Genomic DNA, 19,016 nt, shown 5'->3' on the forward strand with positions numbered 1-19,016 from the left:
GAGGCAGCAATTGCCATGGCCGAACTTCGCTCGCATCCGCGGCTTGTCCGCAAACTCCAGGATGCCCTTGGCGACCACATCTGTGCCGCGCTCGATGATCCGGCGGTCGTCGAGGTGATGCTCAATCCGGATGGCCGGTTGTTCATTGAACGACTAGGCCAAGGGATGACAGCTGCCGGGACCATGCTGGGGGCGACCGCCGAGATCATTATCGGCAGTGTCGCGCATGCGCTGCAATCGGAAGCTGACGACGAGCGTCCGATCATTTCGGGGGAACTGCCGATCGGCGGGCATCGCTTTGAAGGATTGCTGCCGCCCGTCGTCGGCGCCCCCACCTTTACAATCCGAAAGCGGGCTTCGCGACTCTTCGATCTCGAGGATTACGTGACGCAGGGCGTGATGACGGCTGACCAGCTCGCGGTCATCCGCAACGCCATCACCTCCCGCCTGAACATCGTCGTGTCGGGCGGCACCGGTTCGGGTAAGACCACGCTCGCCAATGCCGTGATCGCGGCAATCGTCGCGCATGCGCCTGAACACCGCCTTGTCATTCTCGAAGACACGGCCGAGATCCAGTGCGCGGCCGAAAATGCCGTCTCGCTTCACACCAGCGACACGATCGACATGGCGCGCCTGCTCAAGAGCACGATGCGGCTGCGGCCCGATCGCATCATCGTCGGAGAGGTGCGCGACGGCGCGGCACTCACGTTGCTCAAGGCCTGGAATACCGGTCATCCCGGCGGCATCACCACCATTCACGCCAATAGCGCCATTTCGGCACTGCGGCGTCTCGAGCAGCTCACGGCCGAAATCAGTCAGCAGCCCATGCGCGAGGTCATCGGCGAGGCGGTCGACCTGATCGTCTCGATCGAGCGAACGGATCGCGGCCGCCAGGTCCGCGACGTGCTCCATGTCGAGAGCTTCTCGGCGGGCCAATACCAAACCCAATCCTATGCCCGGAAGGAAGAGTGCCATGTCGCGTAACCGCATGATGATTGCAGGTGCCAGCGGCCTGTTGCTCGCACTTCTGATGCTCGAGCCCGCGCTTGCATCGACCAGCGGCGGCGGCAATCTTCCCTGGGAGAGCCCGCTTCAGCAGATCCAGCAATCGATCACGGGTCCCGTGGCCGGCTTCATCGCGCTTGCGGCTGTGGCGGTTGCCGGAGGCATGCTGATCTTCGGCGGCGAACTCAACGATTTCGCACGACGCCTCATGTACGTGGTGCTGGTCGCCGGCATCCTCCTCGGCGCCACGCAGATCGTCGCCTTGTTCGGTGCGAGCGGCGCCTCGATCGGCGACGGTACGCCCACGGCGCCGATGGCCGACAGGGCAGGGGAGCCCGGTCATGGCTGAGGTCGGCGCCAATCTCAGACGCAACCGCATCCATCGCGCACTGTCGCGGCCGAACCTGCTGTTCGGCGCCGATCGCGAGCTCGTGCTGCTGACCGGCCTTGCCGCGGTCATCCTGATCTTCGTCGTGCTCACCTGGTACGCAGCAATCCTCGGCGCGGCGATCTGGATCGTTGTCGTGGCGGCGCTGCGGATGATGGCGAAGGCCGACCCGATGATGCGACGCGTCTATGCCCGTCATATCTCCTATCGGCCTCACTACCGGGCGACCTCGACGCCCTGGCGGCGCTATTGAGGTCCGCTCATGGTCGCGCTGCGCTCCTTCCGTCACTCCGGCCCGTCCTTCGCCGATCTCGTGCCGTATGCCGGGCTCGTCGCGAACGGGATCGTGCTGTTAAAGGACGGCTCGCTAATGGCGGGCTGGTATTTTGCCGGGCCGGACTCGGAGAGCTCGACGGACGCCGAACGCAACGAGGTCTCGCGCCAGATCAACACGATCCTGGCGCGCCTCGGCTCCGGCTGGATGATCCAGGTCGAGGCGGTGCGCGTGCCGACCACGGATTATCCAGCGCGGCGAGACTGCCACTTTCCCGATCCGGTAACGCGGGCGATCGATGACGAACGCCGCGGCCGGTTCGAGCAGGAGAGGGGACATTTCGAGAGCCGCCACGCGATCATCCTTACCTGGCGGCCGCCCGAGCGGCGGCGCGCGGGTCTTGCGCGCTACATCTATTCCGATGTCGAGAGCCGATCGGCCTCCTATGCCGATACGGCGATCGAGAGCTTTCGCACCTCGATCCGCGAGGTCGAGCAATATCTCGCCAGCGTCCTGACCATCCGGCGCATGGAAACGCGCGAGATCGAGGAGCGCGATGGCACGCGCATGGCGCGCTACGATGAACTGTTCCAGTTCATCCGCTTCTGCATCACCGGCGAGAATCATCCGATCCGCTTGCCGGATATTCCAATGTATCTCGACTGGCTCGCGACGGCCGAGCTCCAGCATGGTCTCTCGCCCACGGTCGAGAACCGCTTTCTCGGCGTGGTCGCGATCGACGGATTCCCAGCGGAGAGCTGGCCGGGAATCCTCAATTCCCTCGATCTGATGCCACTGACCTATCGCTGGTCGTCGCGCTTCATATTCCTCGACGACCAGGACGCGCGGCAGAAACTCGAGCGCACCCGCAAGAAGTGGCAGCAGAAGGTCCGCCCCTTCATCGACCAGCTCTTCCAGACGCAGAGCCGCTCGATCGACCACGATGCGGCCGCCATGGTGGCCGAGGCCGAGGATGCGATCGCGGAAGCCTCTTCGCAACTTGCGGCCTATGGCTATTACACGCCGGTCCTCGTTCTGTTCGACGAGAGCAGCGCGCGCCTGCAGGAGAAGGCCGAGGCGGTCCGTCGCCTGATCCAGGCCGAAGGCTTTGGCGCGCGCATCGAGACGCTGAACGCGACCGAGGCGTTCCTCGGCAGCCTGCCCGGCAATTGGTACGCCAATATCCGCGAACCGCTCATCAGCACGCGCAACCTCGCCGACCTGATCCCGCTCAACTCGGTATGGTCGGGCAATCCGATCGCGCCATGCCCGTTCTATCCACCTAGCTCGCCGCCATTGATGCAGGTCGCATCCGGCTCCACACCCTTCCGGCTGAACCTGCATGTCGATGACGTCGGTCATACGTTGGTGTTCGGGCCGACTGGCTCCGGCAAATCGACACTGCTCGCGCTGATCGCAGCGCAGTTTCGCCGTTACGCCGGCGCGCAGATCTTCGCCTTCGACAAGGGCCGCTCGATGTTGCCACTGACGCTGGCCGCCGGCGGCGACCACTACGAGATCGGCGGAGACGACGCAGGCGGCGCGGCAGCGCTCGCCTTCTGTCCGTTGTCGGACTTGTTGACGGACACCGATCGCGCCTGGGCGGCGGAATGGATCGAGACACTCGTCGCCGTGCAAGGCGTCGTCATCACGCCCGATCATCGCAACGCCATCTCGCGGCAGGTCGGCCTAATGGCCGAGGCGCGCGGACGATCCTTGTCGGATTTCGTGTCGGGCGTCCAGATGCGCGAGATCAAGGACGCGCTGCATCACTACACGGTCGACGGTCCAATGGGCCAGTTGCTCGATGCCGAGAGGGACGGTTTGCAGCTCGGTTCCTTCCAGACCTTCGAGATCGAGCAGCTGATGAACATGGGCGAGCGCAACCTCGTCCCGGTCCTGACCTATCTGTTCCGGCGGATTGAGAAGCGGCTGTCCGGCGCGCCGAGCCTGATCATTCTCGATGAAGCCTGGCTGATGCTTGGCCATCCCGTCTTCCGCGACAAGATCCGCGAATGGCTGAAGGTCTTACGCAAGGCCAATTGCGCGGTTCTGCTCGCCACGCAGTCAATCTCGGATGCCGAGCGCTCCGGCATCATCGACGTCCTGAAAGAGAGTTGCCCTACGAAGATCTGCCTGCCGAATGGCGCCGCGCGCGAGCCGGGCACGCGCGAGTTCTATGAGCGTATCGGCTTCAACGAGCGGCAGATCGAGATCGTCGCAACCGCAGTTCCCAAGCGCGAATACTACGTCGCTTCACCCGAGGGGCGGCGACTCTTCAACATGGCGCTCGGCCCTGTCGCGCTCTCCTTCGTCGGCGCGTCCGGCAAGGAAGACCTGAAGCGCATCCTGGCGCTGAAGAAGGGCAAGGCCAATTGGCCCGTTCACTGGCTCAAGGAAAGGGGGATCGGCCATGCCGAGACGCTGCTCGCCGATTTCTAAGGCAGCCATCATCGCCACGACGATCGGATCAATTGCAACCAGTCCGTCGTTCGCTGGCTCCTCCGTAGGAGGAGTTGGCGGTGCGACCGAGTTCACACAGCTTCTTAACAACGGACAGTTGATCCAGCTCGCTGGTCAATCCGCTCAACAGATCAACAACCAGATTCAGCAGATCGCGCAGCTCGCCCAGCAGATCCAGAATCAGTTGAGGATTTACCAAAACATGCTGCAGAACACGGCGCAGTTGCCGTCGCATGTCTGGGGACAGGCCGAGAACGATATCAAACAGCTGCAGAACATCGTCAATCAAGGCCAGGGCATGGCCTTCTCGATGGGCAACATCGATGACGTGCTCAAGCAGCGCTTCCAGAGCTACGCGCAGTTCAAGACCAATCTGCCTAACGGCGCGAGCTTCGCCTCGACCTATCAGACCTGGTCGACGACAAACCGCGACACGATCTCGAGCACGCTGCAGGCCGCGGGCCTCACCTCGCAGCAATTTGCCACCGAAAACTCGACGATGGCGCAACTCCAGACCGCTTCCGAGAGTGCCGACGGACAAATGAAGGCCCTGCAGGTCGGCCATGAAATCGCCGCGCAGGAGGTCGCCCAGATGCAGAAGCTTAGGGGTCTTGTCGCGCAGCAGACCACAATGATGGCGACCTGGTTTCAATCGTCGGAGGCGGGCAAGGATCTGTCGCAAGCGCGCCGGGAGCAATTCTTCAACGCGAGCGCGCCGGCGACCTCCGGCGGCCAGACCATGGAGCCGCGTTGGTGAGACTGTCTACGATCATCATCATCGTCGTCGTCGCGATCGGCACCTGCGCCGCAGGCGTCTGGCTGTTGTTCGCGCCGCGCGCGCCGATGCCGGGACAAGGGACCGCGTCGCGCGGTAGCGACTTCTTCAAACCACCGCAGGACTACAAGACGTCCGGCGGCCAGCAGATGAAACCACGTTGGTAGGATAAAGGGGGCAGGGGGTGCGGGGGATTAAACCGGGGCTCGTTCTGATCGTTGCGATCGGCATGGTCGTAGCTGCGCATCCTGCTTTAGCGCAGCAGGATGGCAGCGTTCTCACGACGCTGGAAAATTCGGTGACGACGGCCGCCAAAGGCTGGCAGACGACCGTCATGCAGGCGGCAAAGTCGCTGTTCTGGATCCTCGCTGGCATCGAGGTCGGGATCGCCGCGGTCTGGCTCGCCATTCAGACCGCGACACTTGATGCGTGGTTCGCCGAGATGGTCCGACGGATCATGTTCATCGGCTTCTTCGCCTTCGTGCTCGATCAGGGATTTACGTTCGCGAAGGCTGTCGTCGACAGCCTCTATCAGATCGGCGCGGGCGGCGGCTCGGCGTCGCCGGCGGATGTGTTCAACGCCGGTCTCAAGGTCGCCTCCGCGATGTCACAGAACGCGCAGTTCGGCCTGTTCCAGGACAATGCGCTCGCGATTGCGTCCGTCTTTGCCATGGTGATTGTGGTGATCGCCTTCTCGCTGGTTGCGGCGATCTTCGTGGCTGTCATGGTCGAAATGTATGTCGGTCTGCTCGCCGGCATGATCATGCTCGGTCTCGGCGGCTCGTCCTTCACCAAGGACTTTGCCATCCGCTACCTCGTCTACGCCTTTTCCGTCGGCATGAAGCTGATGGCGCTGGTGATGATCGCCAAGATCGGCTCCGACGCCCTGCTGAATCTCGCCAACCAGACGGGCACCGGAAACGACGCCTTCGTCGGGACGCTGGCGATCGGTGGTATCTCGGTCGTCGTCTTCATCATCTCGATCTACGTGCCGAACATCGTGCAAGGCGTCGTGCAGGGCGTCTCCGTCGGCAGCGGCATGGAAGTGGTGAAGCATGCGGGCCAAATGGCGAGCTTCGCGGCCGGCAGCGCCAGCCTTGCCATGGGCGGCGCGCGCGCAGGGGCGGCCGGATTCAGTTCCGCGCGCGCCGATGGCGCCTCGTTTGGCGCGGCCGCCCTCAAGGCGATGACGCAAGGCATCGGCACAGCGGGCGGCGCGCTCGCCTCCGCCGCGCGCGACCAGGCCATCGGCGCGCCCGGCTCCTTCGGCACGTCGACGCTGGGCCTTGCCAACGCCAAGCTCGATCAGCGGCGCTCGCAGCAACGATCGACTGGAAAGACTTGAGCCGATTCAACCCGACAGATGAAAAATGGAAAGCCTTTCTCGAATGGCCGCGCGTAATTTGCCCGACAATCCCTATCTTGCCGCGCGTCAGGAATGGAACGAGCGCTACGGCTCCTATGTGAAGGCGGCCGCGACGTGGCGCACCATCGGCATCCTCGCCATGGTGATGGCCGTGATCGGCTTTGCCTACGCGCTGTTCCAGAGCACGCGGGTCAAGCTCGTTCCCTACATTGTCGAGGTCGACAAGCTTGGGACCGCCGCGAGCGCCGGCTATCCGCAGCAGATCGAATATGCCGATCCGCGCGTGGTGCGCGCGACGCTCGGAAGCTTCGTCTCGAACTTCCGATCGGTGACACCCGATGCGGTCGTGCAGAAGCAATATATCGATCGGACCTATGCGCTGCTGCGGACCTCCGATCCCGCCACGCAAAAGATCAATGACTGGTTTCGGAGCAACTCGCCGTTCGAGAAGGCGAAGACGACGACGGTTGCCGTCGAGGTCAACAACATCGTCGCTCTGTCCAACCAGTCCTATCAGGTCGACTGGACCGAATTCGAGCGCGACAGGAAGGGAAAGGAAACCGGCGAGCACCGCTTTCGCGGCATCGCCACCGTCACGCTGACTCCACCCCAGGACGAGCAGACCATCCGGCTCAATCCGATCGGCCTCTACCTGCGTGATTTCGACTGGACGGCGCAACTATGAAAGGGGCGGGGACACCGATGCACCCAAAGATGATCAGACTTCATCCATGCATTGTTCTAGGGGCATCCGCTTTCGGCTTGCTTCTTGCCAATGTCAGTGCGTACGCGCAGGCAATGAACGCCAAGGAGCGAAAGGGCACGAGTATCTCGAGCCAGTGGCGCGGATCGACCGGCCTTGTGACGCGCGGAACGGACGGCAAGGTCGTCTTCCTATACGGCGAGGTCCAGCCCTCCGTCGTCTGCTCGCCGCTCGAGGTCTGCGACATCGAGCTCGAGGCCGGTGAGGTCGTGCGCGATGTGCTGGTAGGCGACACCGTACGCTGGAAGGTCGAACCGGCGACGTCTGGAGCGGTCGGCGGACAAGCCATCCACCTGATCGTCAAACCGTCGGAGCCAGGGCTCGTCACCTCGATGGTGGTGACGACCTCGCGGCGGACCTATCACATCCAGCTCAAGTCGAATGCGACCCAATACATGGCGCGCGTCGGCTTCGAATATCCGGAGGATGTCAGCAGCCGGCTCGCGGACGTCAACGCGCGTATTGGCGTCGACACAATTCCAGGCGCAGGTGTTCCCGCCGAGCAGCTGAGCTTCGCCTACAGCGTAAGCGGCAGCGCGTCCTGGCGGCCCACGCGCGTCTACAGCGATGGCGTGAAGACCTACATCCAGTTTCCGTCGTCGCTCTCCGGCCAGGATGCGCCTGTTCTCTTCGTGGTGTCGGGCGGTCAGAACCGCATCGTCAACTATCGGCTGAAGGGCGACATGATGGTGGTCGACTATCAGATCGACACCGCCATTCTGGTCTCCGGCGTTGGCTTCTGGAACCAGGACAAGGTGACGATTCGGAGGGGAGGCTGATCATGCGGCGGGTCTCCTCGATGCCTCGGCTCGTCCTTCTCTCCGTGCTCGGCCTGCCGCTCGCCGGATGCGCGGCATTCGGAAGTGGCACCTTGGTGGCGAGCTCGGCGCCAGCCGATCTGTCCGGTCCCGCGGCTTCTGCGATCGCCGGCGACATGGTGACGAAATTCGCCGAGCAGGTTGGACCTGGCACTGGAACGATCATCCTGAAGCCCGACGGCACGCCCTTCGGCCAGGCGCTGGAGACGTCGCTTAGGAGTTGGGGATATGCGGTTGCGACCGATCAGAAGACCAAGGGCGAGAAGACCATTCCGCTCGCCTATGTGATCGAGTCCTATAACGGTCAGGTCCTGGCGCGCCTGTCGACCGGCAGCGTCGAGCTCGGCCGCGCGTATACCGCAACCGCCGCTGGCGCATCTCCGGCCAGCCCGCTCTCCGTCATGCAGCGCGGGTAAAGGGGGGCATCATGGCGCAATCCCTGAAGCTTGGCGGCGCTCCGGAGGAAGCGGAGGGCAGAGGAATCCGTCGCCTGAACCGGCTGCCGATCATCGTCGCCGTCGTGCTCGTGATCGTGTTCTTCGCCGTCATCTTTTACGGCCTGACGTCGCGCGGACTGTACTTCCGTCACGAGGCCGGCATAGATACTGCCTCTTCCAACCCAGCTTCGACCTACGCCGATCAACTCAAAAAAGGCGTCTCCAACGGCATCATTGGCGACCAACAGGAGGCACAGACCTTCCAGCCGGCGCCGGCACAGCCCGAAACCCAAAAGCCGGCAAACAATCCTTTTTCCGGCCGAAAACAGACCGAGGCGCCGACCGGCTCGCAACTTGAGCCGGAAGCGCTGTGGCGGGCACGCCTCGACCGGGAAGCGCATGAACAATATTTGCGGGAGCAGCAGCGCCAGCGCATGGCCCGCATGCAGGCGAACGGCGCCGCCTACGACTCACCGCTCGCCGTCAATGTCAGCAAGCTGCAAACATCGAGCGCAGCCGTGAGCAATGCACCCCAATCAACAACGACGACGCCACGCGGTCTAACAGGCGGTGCGTCCGACCTTTACGCGGCGGCGCTGCGTGCCGGCTTTGGCATGCAGAACATCGATCCGAACGGGCAAGCGGCGAAAGAGGATTTCTTCAACGCGGATCTCAAGAAGCTCGGCTATCTTCCCAACAAGGTGGTTGCGCCGACATCCGCCTACGAATTGAAACGCGGCTCCGTCATTCCAGCGACGCTGATCACCGGGATCAATTCCGACCTTCCCGGACGCATCACCGCCCAGGTCAGCCAGAACGTCTACGACAGCGCCACGGGCCATCACCTGTTGATCCCGCAGGGCGCCAAACTCCTGGGACGGTACGATGCCAAGATTTCGTTCGGGCAAAGCCGCGTCCTCGTCGTCTGGACCGACATCATCTTCCCGAACGGCTCGACGTTGCAGATCGGAGGCATGGCGGGCACGGACGCGGAAGGTTATGGCGGCTTCAATGATCAAGTCGACAATCATTATTTCCAGGTGTTCGGCTCGGCGATCATGATTGCCGCGATCGGCGCCGGCATCGATATGTCGATGCCCGCAAGTTCACCTTACGGGTATCAGCAAACGCCTACGGACGCCGCGCGCAACAGTTTTGCTGAATCGTTCGGCCGCGTCGCCGAGCAGACGATCAGCAAGAACATGAACGTCCAGCCCACACTCGAGATTCGACCAGGCTATGTGTTCAATGTCCTCGTCGACCAGGACATGGTGTTTCCGAGCGCTTACCGCGGATAAGGCTATGAGGATGAACGACAAGCTTTCCTCGTACCGGAGACTACACGGCTGGCAGCTGTCCTGCGGACGATTTGAGTCCCAAACGCCGAAATCATGCCCCCTCAGAAAGATGAAGAAATTGCGCGCTGTCTGTTCCTGCAACATGTGCACTGGCAAATCGTACCACAGCTCGAGAATCCCGGGAATCCGTTGTGGATGCCGTGCATCAACCACGCAGGTAGCAAATTCACATTGTGCGCAATCTCCGAGCCGTTATCCTGTTCAGCCCTGAAGATTTCCCTTACTGCACCTTCGCAACAGCGAGCTAGCGACTCAAGATCAGTCGCGGACATTTTCGAGGAGCGATGATCAGAGTAATCCCTCTTGGCGATCTTACCCGAGAAAGTCGCGATGGAGGCATCTTGCAAGAGCGATACGTTTTGACATCCGCCGTGTGGCGATCAGGATCGGCGGATAACCAGGTTTTGCGGCAGCATGCGGCCGAATAGGTTTTTCAACCAGATCCATTCCGCCGCCTGGTCGGGATCGCCATGTTCAGCGATCCGGCCCCACTCCTGCGAGTAGTTTAGTGCGCGTCGAATCGTTCAAGAAATCACTTGAACATGTTGGGCCTCATTCGCAGTTCTTGTTTCCGTAAAATCGGGCTGCAAATTGCGGAGTTGTTCCTTTCATGTGCGATCCGTTTATTGCTGGCAGTCGTATTGGGGGCCCGTTCGGCCACTAGAGTAGCCCTCTAATTCTGAAAAATGGTGCGGGCGACCGGATTTGAACCGGTACGGGGATTCCCCAACGGATTTTCTTACCAGCTACGGCTTTCGCCGCCGCCGCCAGGCGTTTGTGGTCTGGACTATCCCTTCACCGTGGCGTTGCCGCTGTAGGTGCTGCCCGTCTAGTCTCTACACCCTCCTGTCACCAGGCTTGGCTCGGGATTACCAGTGAAGGCTTCCCCGAATTTGAGCAGTTCTGCATCGCGGGTTTCCCCGCGAACACTCAAGTTGACTTAAGTCCGTTGCGTCTACCAATTTCGCCACGCCCGCATGCCAAGGCCTTCATACCCTGAGCCGCGCTTGACGCCAAGGTCTCAGGTGGGTCAGTGCGTTTCTATTTGCCCGTAATTCATACGAGGCGGGCGCGTCTGGCTTTTTGTACTCGCTGGCTTGATCGAACACGCGTCTGGCGCGACGATATTCTTCGTTCCGGGCGAAGCGTGCGACGTTGATGGCTGCTGCACTCAATTGGTTCTTGATGTGTGAGCCATAGCATTTCTCGATCATCTCGACGTTCGTGCGGCAGTTCTTGGAAATCTGGTACAGCACCTACCACTAGACGCCTGCAGATGTAGGTCGGGTGCTCGACTCTGCCCCTCCCAGTCATACTTCAATTGCTTCTCTTCTTGGATGTTATTGAACAAGACGTTCTGATCGTTCGGGAACAAGCAATCGGACTGTTTAGCCTGGTTGCGTTTGCGCAAGCTCACGACGGGCATAATTGCACTTGGAATGCTGTTGCAATAGCCACACTACTTTTACCACGGACTTCGATTTCAGGGACTCCCCGTCGGCTTCACGAACCTGGCCTCTCAGTGCGAGAGATACGACATCCGCTCTTGGTATGGGCCTTGTGTATGCAAAAAATGGAGCGTGACTGCACATTCTGGCTTGGCCGCGGGCCCGCCGGGCGGCTCGGATCTGGCACGGGCTTGCCTTGAACTCGCCTGGAAATCTTGTTTTCAACCTTCGCTTGAGACAACATAGCGGAAGTGGGCAACAGTCAGTTCCAGGGTTGCAACTCGATGGTCATGAATCTCCGGCAGATGGAGATTTTCCGTGCTGTCATGAGAGAAGGCTCGATTACGGGAGCGGCGAAGGCGCTGAATATCTCGCAACCGTCAATCAGCGAGGTCATTCGCAATGCCGAGGCTCGCTGTGGTCTGCAATTTTTCGTGCGCGAGAAGGGCCGATTGAGACCGACGCCAAATGCATCGCGTCTCATAGACGACATCGATGCGGTGTTTCATCAGGTCACGAAAGTCAATCGGGTCATCGAATCGCTTCGATCAGACCGCGATGTGACCCTTATTTTGGGATGCACCTACTCATTATCGCTATCACTCGCGCCAAAAATAATCTCGTTTCTCCATTCGCTCGAGCCGAAGCTGAAGTTGCACATTGTGGTGGAGCGCAGGGTGGAGAGCGCGAATAAAGTGAGCTCTGGATTGATCGATGCTGCCATTAGCTTTCTTGCAGAAAGCTATTCAAACGTGGAGGTCATCACCCTGACAACTGCAGCAGCGCGCTTCATTTGCCCGAAGTCACATCCACTCGCGCAAAGAAAGTCCGTATCTGTGAGAGATTTGCGCAACGAGCGCTTTGTTGGCTACTTTCCGTATCTTCAGCTCCGCAAGCGAATCGATGCCTTTTTTGGCGAACATGGCGTTCCATTCAACCCAGCGATCGAAGTCGAACAAATTGCGCAGGCCTGGCATCTGGTGAGATCGGGCGAGGGAGTTGCGATCGTCGATCCATTCTGCGATCTTCAAGTGTTTTTTCCGGAGATCGTTTCCCTTGAGCTGCGTGACGCGCCTCGCATCCCCCTACAGCTGCTCGTCAAGAAGGGAAGACACCTTACTCCGACATTGTCCTTGCTGGCCTCGAAATTCACGGAACTTGCCCGGACGTCCTCGCGCCAAATGCCATAGAAGCACTGTCGAGTAAGACGATGACTCCCACGAGAACGAGGACCGGAATAGCGGAGACCAATCGACGCACAATTTGACTGATCATATGAGTCTTCTCTTGTATGAGGCCTTGAGACTGTCGGCTATCTTTTCTGCCATCATCAGGACCGGAACATTGATATTGGCGCGGGGGATCGTCGGCATCAGCGACGCGTCGCAAACAGTTAGTCCAATGACGCCATATACGCGACCATCGGAAGCGGTCACTGCCATCCGGTCGTCGGGGGACCCCATTCGAGCCGTTCCGCAAGGATGCCAGACCCCACCAACGTTTTGTTTCAAGAAGTCCGCCATCTCGCGATCATCGGTCAGGAGCTGGGCCAGTGATGGCGCATCACCTTGGATGGTGCGTACTAGGTGCCGGCGGACTAGATCGCTTCGGTCGATCAAAGGCGCTGCGAAATCACTGATCATACGGTTTCGACGGGTAGGGGCGAGCAGCTTCTTTATCCGCGCCGAGAAAGTTGATGGCACAGCAGCCCAAACGACATTCGCAAGCCCTGGGTGCGTCACAGCTCTGGCGGACAGCCGAAACGCGTCGGCCAGACGGCGTAGATCTCGGACGTCCGAAAGCATCTTAAACTCAATCTGAGCCGGCGTTCGGCGATCGGCGCACCGCAGCCGCACGTGGCCCGTAGAATACGATTTGTTGACCCATGAGAACAGGTTGGCAAGCTGACCGCCGACAGCATGCCAGCCTGCGCGGGCGACGATGCCGGTGTGCATGTCGCCGGCGGGCGTGCCTTCAAGAGCGGACGTCCATCGAAGCAGGCTTTGAATGTGGTAATTTTCGCCGGCCGGCAGACGCGCTTCCGGAGTGATGAGTGCCGTAACACCGATGGAGGGATGTTCCATCAGGTTTCGGCCAACACCGGGTAGATCGGCTGTGACTGCAAGGCCAAGATTGACCAGATCTGCCCCTGGACCAATCCCCGAACGCAAGAGGAGTGTCGGCGTTTGGAGCGCACCGGCACAGACGATGGTTTCGTGAGCGCGTATGATCTGAAGGTTTCCGCCTTCATCCATAAATTCCGCTCCCGTCACCGCGCCATGCGAAGCGATGAGTCGCGTAGCAACCGTATTGCAACGGATCTCGAGCTGCGGCCTTCGTCTCACTTCGTCGCGCAGATACGTCGTTGCCGTCGTTGCGCGGTAGCCGGAGCTATCAAGGTTAACGGCGGTTGGGTAGATGCCGTCCCGCCAGATGCCGTTCTGATCTTGTCTCCTCTGGTATCCAAACGATGACAGAGCATCGTGGATCGCGCGGGTAAAGCCAGTGAACCTTGCCGGATCGATATGAGTGATGGGCCAAGGTCCGTCGGTGCCATGCAGGGCACCATCGCTCGAGTAAATTGCCTCCGTTTCTAGTTTACGAAAGTAGGGTAGGACGTCGTCCCAGCCCCATCCGTTGGCGCCGGCGTCCCGCCATTGATTGTAGTCGTCAGGTGATCCACGGTTCGATCCGATGCCGTTGATCAGCGAGCCGCCACCCAAGCCTCGAGCCTGTTCATAGGGAGTTTCTGGTTGGTGCGAGCGCCCAGGCTCTCCAGTAAGCCTGACTGTCAACCCTTCCCAGGTGAGACGTCTGTCGAAGTACGCGCGGGCTGGGTACGGTGACCTAACGTGTGGAGGAAGTGTCTGCTCATCGAAGCTGGATCCAGCCTCGATGACAAGAATACGAAGGCCGTGGACCTCGCTCAGCCGCGATGCGATGACCGCGCCGGCGGAGCCGCCGCCAATGATCAGATAATCGTAAGCGGGACCGCTTCGTGCCATGGTCTTACCGTGCGAACGATCGATCGGTGTTCGTCGCAATCATTTCTCGTCGTTCCAGAACACCGGCACCGGGTTATCGAGGAAGCCCTCAAGGTTCTTCTCGAAGGCGATAGGTGAAAAGAACTTGCCAAGCGGCACGACGGGAAGGGTCGCCAGCACGCCACCGTCTCGTGCTGAAGTTCTTCGTCGGACATCGACCCTGGTCTTCGTAAAGCCATTAAGGAACGAGTAACGGGCGGTGCCCGGACGGACAAATAAGGAATTTTTAGTTGGTCATAGGAGAAACCTATGAGGAGCTTTCTTGGGATGGGGCTGATTGGCGGATGGCCGCCGAAGATGCCTGCATCATAAAGCCGGCTTATGGATGCTACCGATCGGGGTCGTCTGGGCAGGGAGGCCGAGCTGCGCAACGAAGGTGCCGACTGTAGCCCAAACGCTTCGCAGGCCTCAGGCAAGGCCATGGCCGCGGATGCCCGCATCCGTGGATCGAGCTGAAGACGGCGGCCGGACTCCGCGGCCCACGAAAAGAGGTTGAGCGCGACCTAAGTCGGTTATGCAAGCGCTTGCCTCGACGGCGTTCGGCGCTGCGGCAACGGGGCGCCGCTACCTGCCCTCAGGGCGTTGAACTGTAACCGGCGTGAAGCCCCACTTGGTCATCCCTCGGCTAGCTAACCAGCGCGCGATACAGCCTGCCATGAGCTGATCGGTGGAGGTCAAATGCCATGCTTGATGCCAGGCAGGAAGGCGACCCCTATTGTCGCGTTTAGGTTAGGTGATCACTGGAGAGCGGCGACAGTGGACTGGCGAGGAGAGGGCCCCGGATCGGGTGTCCGATCCTGATCGTCGCACCATAACGCGGCGCCGCACTTCGTATGATCGGGTAGAGCGCGTGGACTGATAGACAGCCCGAAAGCGATCTGCTGTGCGCCGACTACATCAGCTTGCAGGACCTCGGTCATTACCCCCAGATCGAATCCGTGCCGGATTTCATCGCAGCCATCCGAAGCACTCTTTTTGAGAGCGGCCCCAACTCATGACGACTTTCGCTGCTATCGTGTCCCCGGCGCGCGCTTTCGGGCAGTGCACCATTTTCAGAGCCGAAAGCCCGCACGCTGCCGCTGGATCGACGCAGTCGAATTCCATGATCTGCGCGCCGTGCCTCTCGATCCCCGTGGGCATAAAGTCGATTTGCGCGAGCAGTGCTATTTTTTCTTCGGTCGTCGATTCGCTGGCTTGCGACCTTTAGGCAGGATCTTCGGTTTCGGCGCTCCCCTGGGTGCCTGAACAAAGAACTCAGACAAATGAACACCCAGCGTTTCGGCGAGCCGGTCGACAAGATCGATTGTCGGGTTCGCAGATTTCCTCTCGAGGCCACCCATATATGAGCGGTCAATCCCGGCATAGGCGGCCAATTTCTCTTGGGAAATGCCACGATCCACGCGAATCCGGCGTAAATTCCAGGCCACAAGCGCACGAGCTTTCATGCACTCAGGCATGCCCGTGGGCAAGTTGTCGCGCGCCATGGAAAACTGCCCCCTCGGCGTCACGAGGAATTGCCCCCTCCTTGGATAGCCGAGGAGAGAGCGAATGAACGAGGAACGAATCACGGAAGGCTCGTCGTGGATTGATCCACGGGGGCAGGTGATGAAGACGCCGGATGACGTGGCGGAGATGTTGCGCCTGAGGGCGTGCGGGTGGGGTCTGAAGCGGATTGCGCGCCAGCTGGGCTGCAGTCATCACACGGTGAAGGACTACGTGACGGCCGGCGGGGTGAAGCCGTTCAAGTCGCCTGATCGCACGAAGCGGCTCGATGGCCTTGAAGGCTGGCTGCGCGAGAGGTTCATTCGGCATCGTGGCAATGCGGATGTGGTGCGCCAGGACTTGTTGGCCGAAAAAGGCGTGGCAGTCAGCCGGCGAACGTTGCAACGCGCCGTGCAGCCCTATCGCCAGGCGCTGAAGGCCGAAGCGCTGGCGACGACGCGGTTCGAGACGCCGCCGGGTCGGCAGCTGCAGATCGATTTTGGCGAGCGTCTGGTCGCGATCGGCGGGGTGAAGATCAAAGCATTCGTGTTTGTGGCGACGCTCGGGCATTCGCGGCGGCTGCATGTCCGTGCGTTCCGGGCCGAGAAGCAAGAGCACTGGTTCGCCGGGCTCGAGAGTGCATTTACGACCTTCGGCGGCGTGCCGGAGGAAGTGCTGATGGACAATCCACGCGCGCTCGTGGTGCGCCACGACGCGGTGAGCCGGTCGGTTCAGTTTAACGACAAGCTCATCGCGTTTGCGAAGCATTGGGGCTTCCGTCCTCGCGCCTGCGCGCCATATCGGGCGCGCACGAAGGGCAAGACGGAGAATGGCGTCGGCTACGTGAAGAAGAACGCGATCGCGGGGCATTGCTTCGCGAGCTGGGAGGCATTCGAGGCGCATCTCGCCGAGTGGGAGCGTGAGGTGGCGAACGTGCGTATCCACGGCACCACCGGCGAGGCGCCGATCGTTCGCTTTGCGCGTGACGAGGCACACCGGTTGAAGCCGCTCGGCGGGCAGCCGTCGTTCGGATCGTTGCGCGAACTGGCCCGCGTCGTCGGCAACGATTGTGCCGTCGAGGTCGACACCAACAGCTACTCGGTGCCGTGGCGGCTGATCGGCGAGCGCGTGGCGGTGACGGTTGCGGCCGGCGAGGTGCGCATCCGCCATGGCATGCGCGAGGTTGCGGTCCACAAGCAATCGGAAGGTCGCCGGCTGCGGATCGTCGATTCCGCCCACCTCGACGGGGTTGCCGGTCGCAATGGCGCGGTCTGCCGACCGGCAATCACGACACCGACAGTGCCAGCGCCTTCTCCACCGCCCTCGTTGTTGCGTCCTCTTGCCGAATACGAAGCAGCGATCGGAGGAAGCTTCTGATGGCGCGCACAAAGAAGGCTGCCGAAGCACCAATCGATCGGCTCGAGGCCATGCTGGCGCGGTTGCAGCTCTCCGGCATCCGCGACCAGCTCGACAACCTGCTCGACGAGGCGGCGCGCGCGAACCTGTCGGCGCGTGAGACGCTGATCCTGCTGTGCGAGCGCGAGATCGCGCGCAAGGATCATCGCCGCATCGAGATGGCGCTGAAACTCGCACACTTCCCGGCCGTGAAGGAGCTTGCGGGCTTCGACTTCGAGGCGCAGCCGTCGATCGATCCGAAGCAGATCCGCGACCTAGCTGCGTCACGTTGGATCGCCAACGGCGAGAACGTGCTGCTGCTCGGTCCGCCGGGCGTCGGCAAGACGCACTTGTCGATCGCGCTCGGGCGAGAGGCGATCCTGGCCGGTTACACGGTGCAGTTCACCACGGCGACGACACTGGTCGCTGGCCTCGCCAAGGCGCATGGCGAGCGGCGCCTGGACGAGAAACTGCTCGCGCTGGCGAAGCCAAAGCTGCTGATCGTCGATGAACTCGGCTACCTGCCGCTGGAGCCCGACGCGGCGCATCTGTTCTTCCAGTTGGTCAGCCGCCGCTACGAAACCGGCGCCATGCTGATCACGTCGAACCGCAGCGTTGCCGAATGGGGCACCGTGTTCGCCGATCCGGTGGTCGCCACTGCGATCCTCGACCGGCTCTTGCACCACAGCCACGTGCTGACCATCCGCGGCGACAGCTACCGGCTCCGCGCCAAGCGAAAGAGCGGCCTCATCAAGCCGCCCGCCGCTGACGGCCCTCTGGTCGGCTCCGCCTCCCTCCGTCCCGTCAGCGGCGGAGCCAACCTTCAACCGACATCATGAACCCGAGGGTGGGGGCAGTTCTTCATGACGCAAAGGGGGCAGTTCCGGATGGCGTTTGACAGGCAAGTCATCAAACCACAGGCTATAACCGCTCTATTGCGATAAGTTTCGTATGCGCGGAAGCGGGAACTGGCCTGCTCGCCCGCATCTGACCGCTCGGGACCTCCGGCGCGCGGCGGTCGACGATGGTCCTGCCGGCGAGGGAAAAGCTAGAGCTCTCGTCGGCCCGCCTCGCCGCGAAACGGCTCTGATGCATGATGCAGGATCTCAACGACGCCGACCAGAGATGCGGCGTATGGGCGTTAGTGCTGGCGGCGTCAAAACCAAGCCTTGGAGCATCGATTACCGACGCCGGGACACCGCTATCGTCAAGTTTGTGCAGAAATTGAAGGCCGGGAATGACGGTTTGCGCGAGGTGGCTAGTTTGAAAGTGACAAACGACAACCTGCGTGGCTCGATTGCGGCCGATCACCGCGCGATCGAGTAACTGCGGCGGCAGCTCGAGGTCTGATGGGCTGGAAGGTGTCAGCCGCCTAGCTGTACGTTGCTTGCTACCGGCCGAATGCTCAATGCGCTAAGCTTGCACAAACAGTCTATGATTGCCTGATCAAGCTGGGTCACTTCTATGGCTTTGGCCCTGGCCCGCACGGTTGCGCTCGGCAATATCTTCCCTTCGGGTGCGGCAAGACCATGCTCGACTGATCCGTCCAACCCGGCCGGTCGCTGCTGAGAAGATCGATCGGGTTGGACGGATCAGTCGAGCAGGGCCGGTCGCTTCCGCGCTTACGCGACACGAAAGCAATTTATTGCGGGCGCGGGCCGCCTGGATCGGCGTAAAAGCCGTCGCGAAAATCTTGCGAGGTTAATGTGCAACCAGTCGAAGTCGAGTTACTTAATGATTCCACGGCGCTGGCGCTGACCTGGCCGGATTGCGGCACGCGACTGCTCAGTGCGGAAACGCTGCGCCGCGCCAGCCGTGCGGGCAGCGAAATCCGCCGCCAGCTCGATGGCATCGCGCTCATGACTGCGCCGAAATTTCATATCGCCGCCATCGAGCCGATCGGGAACTACGCGTTGCGGCTGTCATTCTCCGACGGGCACGACCGAGGCATCTATCCCTGGTCCTATCTGCGTGAGCTCGCAGAACGCCAGCCAGCCTGA

Annotated in this window: 19 protein-coding genes; 16 read left to right on the forward strand and 3 right to left on the reverse strand. The window is 61.2% G+C overall.

Going from position 1 to position 19,016, the window contains the following annotated elements; all coding sequences use genetic code 11:
* Positions 1-15 precede the first annotated feature (15 nt).
* From trbB to trbI, 11 genes are read left to right on the forward strand one after another with little or no spacing between them, the layout of a single operon-like run.
* Complete coding sequence (trbB, locus tag MTX23_RS35805) at positions 16-984, forward strand: P-type conjugative transfer ATPase TrbB (RefSeq protein WP_280978495.1); 969 nt, start codon at positions 16-18, stop codon at positions 982-984.
* A complete protein-coding gene (locus tag MTX23_RS35810; protein ID WP_280978494.1) occupies positions 974-1,354 on the forward strand; it encodes a TrbC/VirB2 family protein in 381 nt (126 codons plus the stop codon). Before trbB ends, MTX23_RS35810 begins: the two co-directional genes overlap by 11 nt.
* Positions 1,347-1,646 (forward strand): conjugal transfer protein TrbD, encoded by a 300-nt coding sequence (locus MTX23_RS35815; protein WP_027584282.1) that lies wholly within the window; start codon positions 1,347-1,349, stop codon positions 1,644-1,646. Before MTX23_RS35810 ends, MTX23_RS35815 begins: the two co-directional genes overlap by 8 nt.
* A gap of 9 nt (positions 1,647-1,655) precedes the next feature.
* Positions 1,656-4,109 carry a conjugal transfer protein TrbE gene (locus tag MTX23_RS35820; RefSeq protein WP_280978493.1) on the forward strand — a complete coding sequence of 818 codons (2,454 nt, stop codon included), beginning with the start codon at positions 1,656-1,658 and terminating at the stop codon, positions 4,107-4,109.
* Positions 4,081-4,887: a P-type conjugative transfer protein TrbJ gene (gene trbJ / locus MTX23_RS35825; protein ID WP_280978492.1), complete on the forward strand. Its 807-nt coding sequence runs from the start codon at positions 4,081-4,083 to the stop codon at positions 4,885-4,887. The genes MTX23_RS35820 and trbJ overlap by 29 nt, the downstream gene beginning before the upstream one ends.
* Positions 4,884-5,072, forward strand: coding sequence for an entry exclusion protein TrbK (gene trbK / locus MTX23_RS35830; protein ID WP_280978491.1), 189 nt, complete (start codon positions 4,884-4,886; stop codon positions 5,070-5,072). The genes trbJ and trbK overlap by 4 nt, the downstream gene beginning before the upstream one ends.
* 17 nt (positions 5,073-5,089) lie before the next feature.
* Complete coding sequence (gene trbL, locus MTX23_RS35835) at positions 5,090-6,250, forward strand: P-type conjugative transfer protein TrbL (protein ID WP_280990759.1); 1,161 nt, start codon at positions 5,090-5,092, stop codon at positions 6,248-6,250.
* 43 nt (positions 6,251-6,293) lie between these two features.
* Entirely contained in the window at positions 6,294-6,956 is a 663-nt protein-coding gene (locus MTX23_RS35840) for a conjugal transfer protein TrbF (protein WP_280978490.1), read from the forward strand.
* A gap of 17 nt (positions 6,957-6,973) precedes the next feature.
* On the forward strand, positions 6,974-7,813 hold the full coding sequence (trbG, locus tag MTX23_RS35845) for a P-type conjugative transfer protein TrbG (protein WP_280978489.1): 840 nt from the start codon (positions 6,974-6,976) through the stop codon (positions 7,811-7,813).
* 2 nt (positions 7,814-7,815) lie between these two features.
* On the forward strand, positions 7,816-8,268 hold the full coding sequence (gene trbH, locus MTX23_RS35850; protein ID WP_280978488.1) for a conjugal transfer protein TrbH: 453 nt from the start codon (positions 7,816-7,818) through the stop codon (positions 8,266-8,268).
* 11 nt (positions 8,269-8,279) lie between these two features.
* Positions 8,280-9,587: an IncP-type conjugal transfer protein TrbI gene (trbI, locus tag MTX23_RS35855; RefSeq protein WP_280978487.1), complete on the forward strand. Its 1,308-nt coding sequence runs from the start codon at positions 8,280-8,282 to the stop codon at positions 9,585-9,587.
* Positions 9,588-10,636: 1,049 nt separating this feature from the next.
* On the opposite strand, the gene MTX23_RS35860 is transcribed toward trbI, so the two are convergent.
* Positions 10,637-10,903, reverse strand: a complete 267-nt coding sequence (locus tag MTX23_RS35860) for a hypothetical protein (RefSeq protein ID WP_280978486.1) — start codon at positions 10,901-10,903, stop codon at positions 10,637-10,639.
* A gap of 476 nt (positions 10,904-11,379) precedes the next feature.
* Between MTX23_RS35860 and MTX23_RS35865 the strand changes: the two genes are divergently transcribed.
* The gene (locus MTX23_RS35865; protein WP_280978485.1) at positions 11,380-12,285 is read left to right on the forward strand and encodes a LysR family transcriptional regulator; all 906 of its coding nucleotides are present in this window, start codon (positions 11,380-11,382) and stop codon (positions 12,283-12,285) included.
* An 81-nt stretch (positions 12,286-12,366) separates the two neighbouring features.
* Here MTX23_RS35865 and MTX23_RS35870 read toward each other — a convergent pair whose 3' ends face one another.
* Together MTX23_RS35870 and MTX23_RS35875 are read right to left on the reverse strand one after the other, a co-directional pair.
* Positions 12,367-14,139, reverse strand: a complete 1,773-nt coding sequence (locus tag MTX23_RS35870; protein WP_280978484.1) for a GMC family oxidoreductase N-terminal domain-containing protein — start codon at positions 14,137-14,139, stop codon at positions 12,367-12,369.
* Positions 14,140-15,302: 1,163 nt separating this feature from the next.
* The gene (locus MTX23_RS35875) at positions 15,303-15,584 is read right to left on the reverse strand and encodes a helix-turn-helix transcriptional regulator (RefSeq protein WP_280978618.1); all 282 of its coding nucleotides are present in this window, start codon (positions 15,582-15,584) and stop codon (positions 15,303-15,305) included.
* A 103-nt stretch (positions 15,585-15,687) separates the two neighbouring features.
* On the opposite strand from MTX23_RS35875, the gene istA reads away from it, so the two are divergent.
* The 4 genes from istA to MTX23_RS35895 all read left to right on the forward strand — a co-directional run bounded on the left by istA (position 15,688) and on the right by MTX23_RS35895 (position 19,016).
* Positions 15,688-16,998, forward strand: a complete 1,311-nt coding sequence (istA, locus tag MTX23_RS35880) for an IS21 family transposase (protein ID WP_280978483.1) — start codon at positions 15,688-15,690, stop codon at positions 16,996-16,998.
* Entirely contained in the window at positions 16,998-17,855 is an 858-nt protein-coding gene (gene istB, locus MTX23_RS35885; RefSeq protein ID WP_280978482.1) for an IS21-like element helper ATPase IstB, read from the forward strand. Before istA ends, istB begins: the two co-directional genes overlap by 1 nt.
* Positions 17,856-18,150: 295 nt before the next feature.
* Positions 18,151-18,342 carry a hypothetical protein gene (locus tag MTX23_RS35890; RefSeq protein WP_280978481.1) on the forward strand — a complete coding sequence of 64 codons (192 nt, stop codon included), beginning with the start codon at positions 18,151-18,153 and terminating at the stop codon, positions 18,340-18,342.
* 380 nt (positions 18,343-18,722) lie between these two features.
* Positions 18,723-19,016: a gamma-butyrobetaine hydroxylase-like domain-containing protein gene (locus MTX23_RS35895; protein WP_280978480.1), complete on the forward strand. Its 294-nt coding sequence runs from the start codon at positions 18,723-18,725 to the stop codon at positions 19,014-19,016.

Origin of the sequence: Bradyrhizobium sp. ISRA436, from assembly GCF_029910015.1 — a bacterium.
Lineage (GTDB): Bacteria > Pseudomonadota > Alphaproteobacteria > Rhizobiales > Xanthobacteraceae > Bradyrhizobium.

Excerpts from the sequence above, each read along its gene's own strand:
- trbB (WP_280978495.1), top strand. The coding sequence starts at position 16 with ATGGCCGAACTTCGCTCGCATCCGCGGCTTGTCCGCAAACTCCAGGAT.
- MTX23_RS35810 (WP_280978494.1), top strand. The coding sequence starts at position 974 with ATGTCGCGTAACCGCATGATGATTGCAGGTGCCAGCGGCCTGTTGCTC.
- MTX23_RS35815 (WP_027584282.1), top strand. The coding sequence starts at position 1,347 with ATGGCTGAGGTCGGCGCCAATCTCAGACGCAACCGCATCCATCGCGCA.
- MTX23_RS35820 (WP_280978493.1), top strand. The coding sequence starts at position 1,656 with ATGGTCGCGCTGCGCTCCTTCCGTCACTCCGGCCCGTCCTTCGCCGAT.
- trbJ (WP_280978492.1), top strand. The coding sequence starts at position 4,081 with ATGCCGAGACGCTGCTCGCCGATTTCTAAGGCAGCCATCATCGCCACG.
- MTX23_RS35840 (WP_280978490.1), top strand. The coding sequence starts at position 6,294 with ATGGCCGCGCGTAATTTGCCCGACAATCCCTATCTTGCCGCGCGTCAG.
- trbG (WP_280978489.1), top strand. The coding sequence starts at position 6,974 with ATGCACCCAAAGATGATCAGACTTCATCCATGCATTGTTCTAGGGGCA.
- trbH (WP_280978488.1), top strand. The coding sequence starts at position 7,816 with ATGCGGCGGGTCTCCTCGATGCCTCGGCTCGTCCTTCTCTCCGTGCTC.
- trbI (WP_280978487.1), top strand. The coding sequence starts at position 8,280 with ATGGCGCAATCCCTGAAGCTTGGCGGCGCTCCGGAGGAAGCGGAGGGC.
- MTX23_RS35865 (WP_280978485.1), top strand. The coding sequence starts at position 11,380 with ATGGTCATGAATCTCCGGCAGATGGAGATTTTCCGTGCTGTCATGAGA.
- MTX23_RS35875 (WP_280978618.1), bottom strand. The coding sequence starts at position 15,584 with ATGAAAGCTCGTGCGCTTGTGGCCTGGAATTTACGCCGGATTCGCGTG.
- istA (WP_280978483.1), top strand. The coding sequence starts at position 15,688 with ATGAACGAGGAACGAATCACGGAAGGCTCGTCGTGGATTGATCCACGG.
- istB (WP_280978482.1), top strand. The coding sequence starts at position 16,998 with ATGGCGCGCACAAAGAAGGCTGCCGAAGCACCAATCGATCGGCTCGAG.
- MTX23_RS35890 (WP_280978481.1), top strand. The coding sequence starts at position 18,151 with ATGGGCGTTAGTGCTGGCGGCGTCAAAACCAAGCCTTGGAGCATCGAT.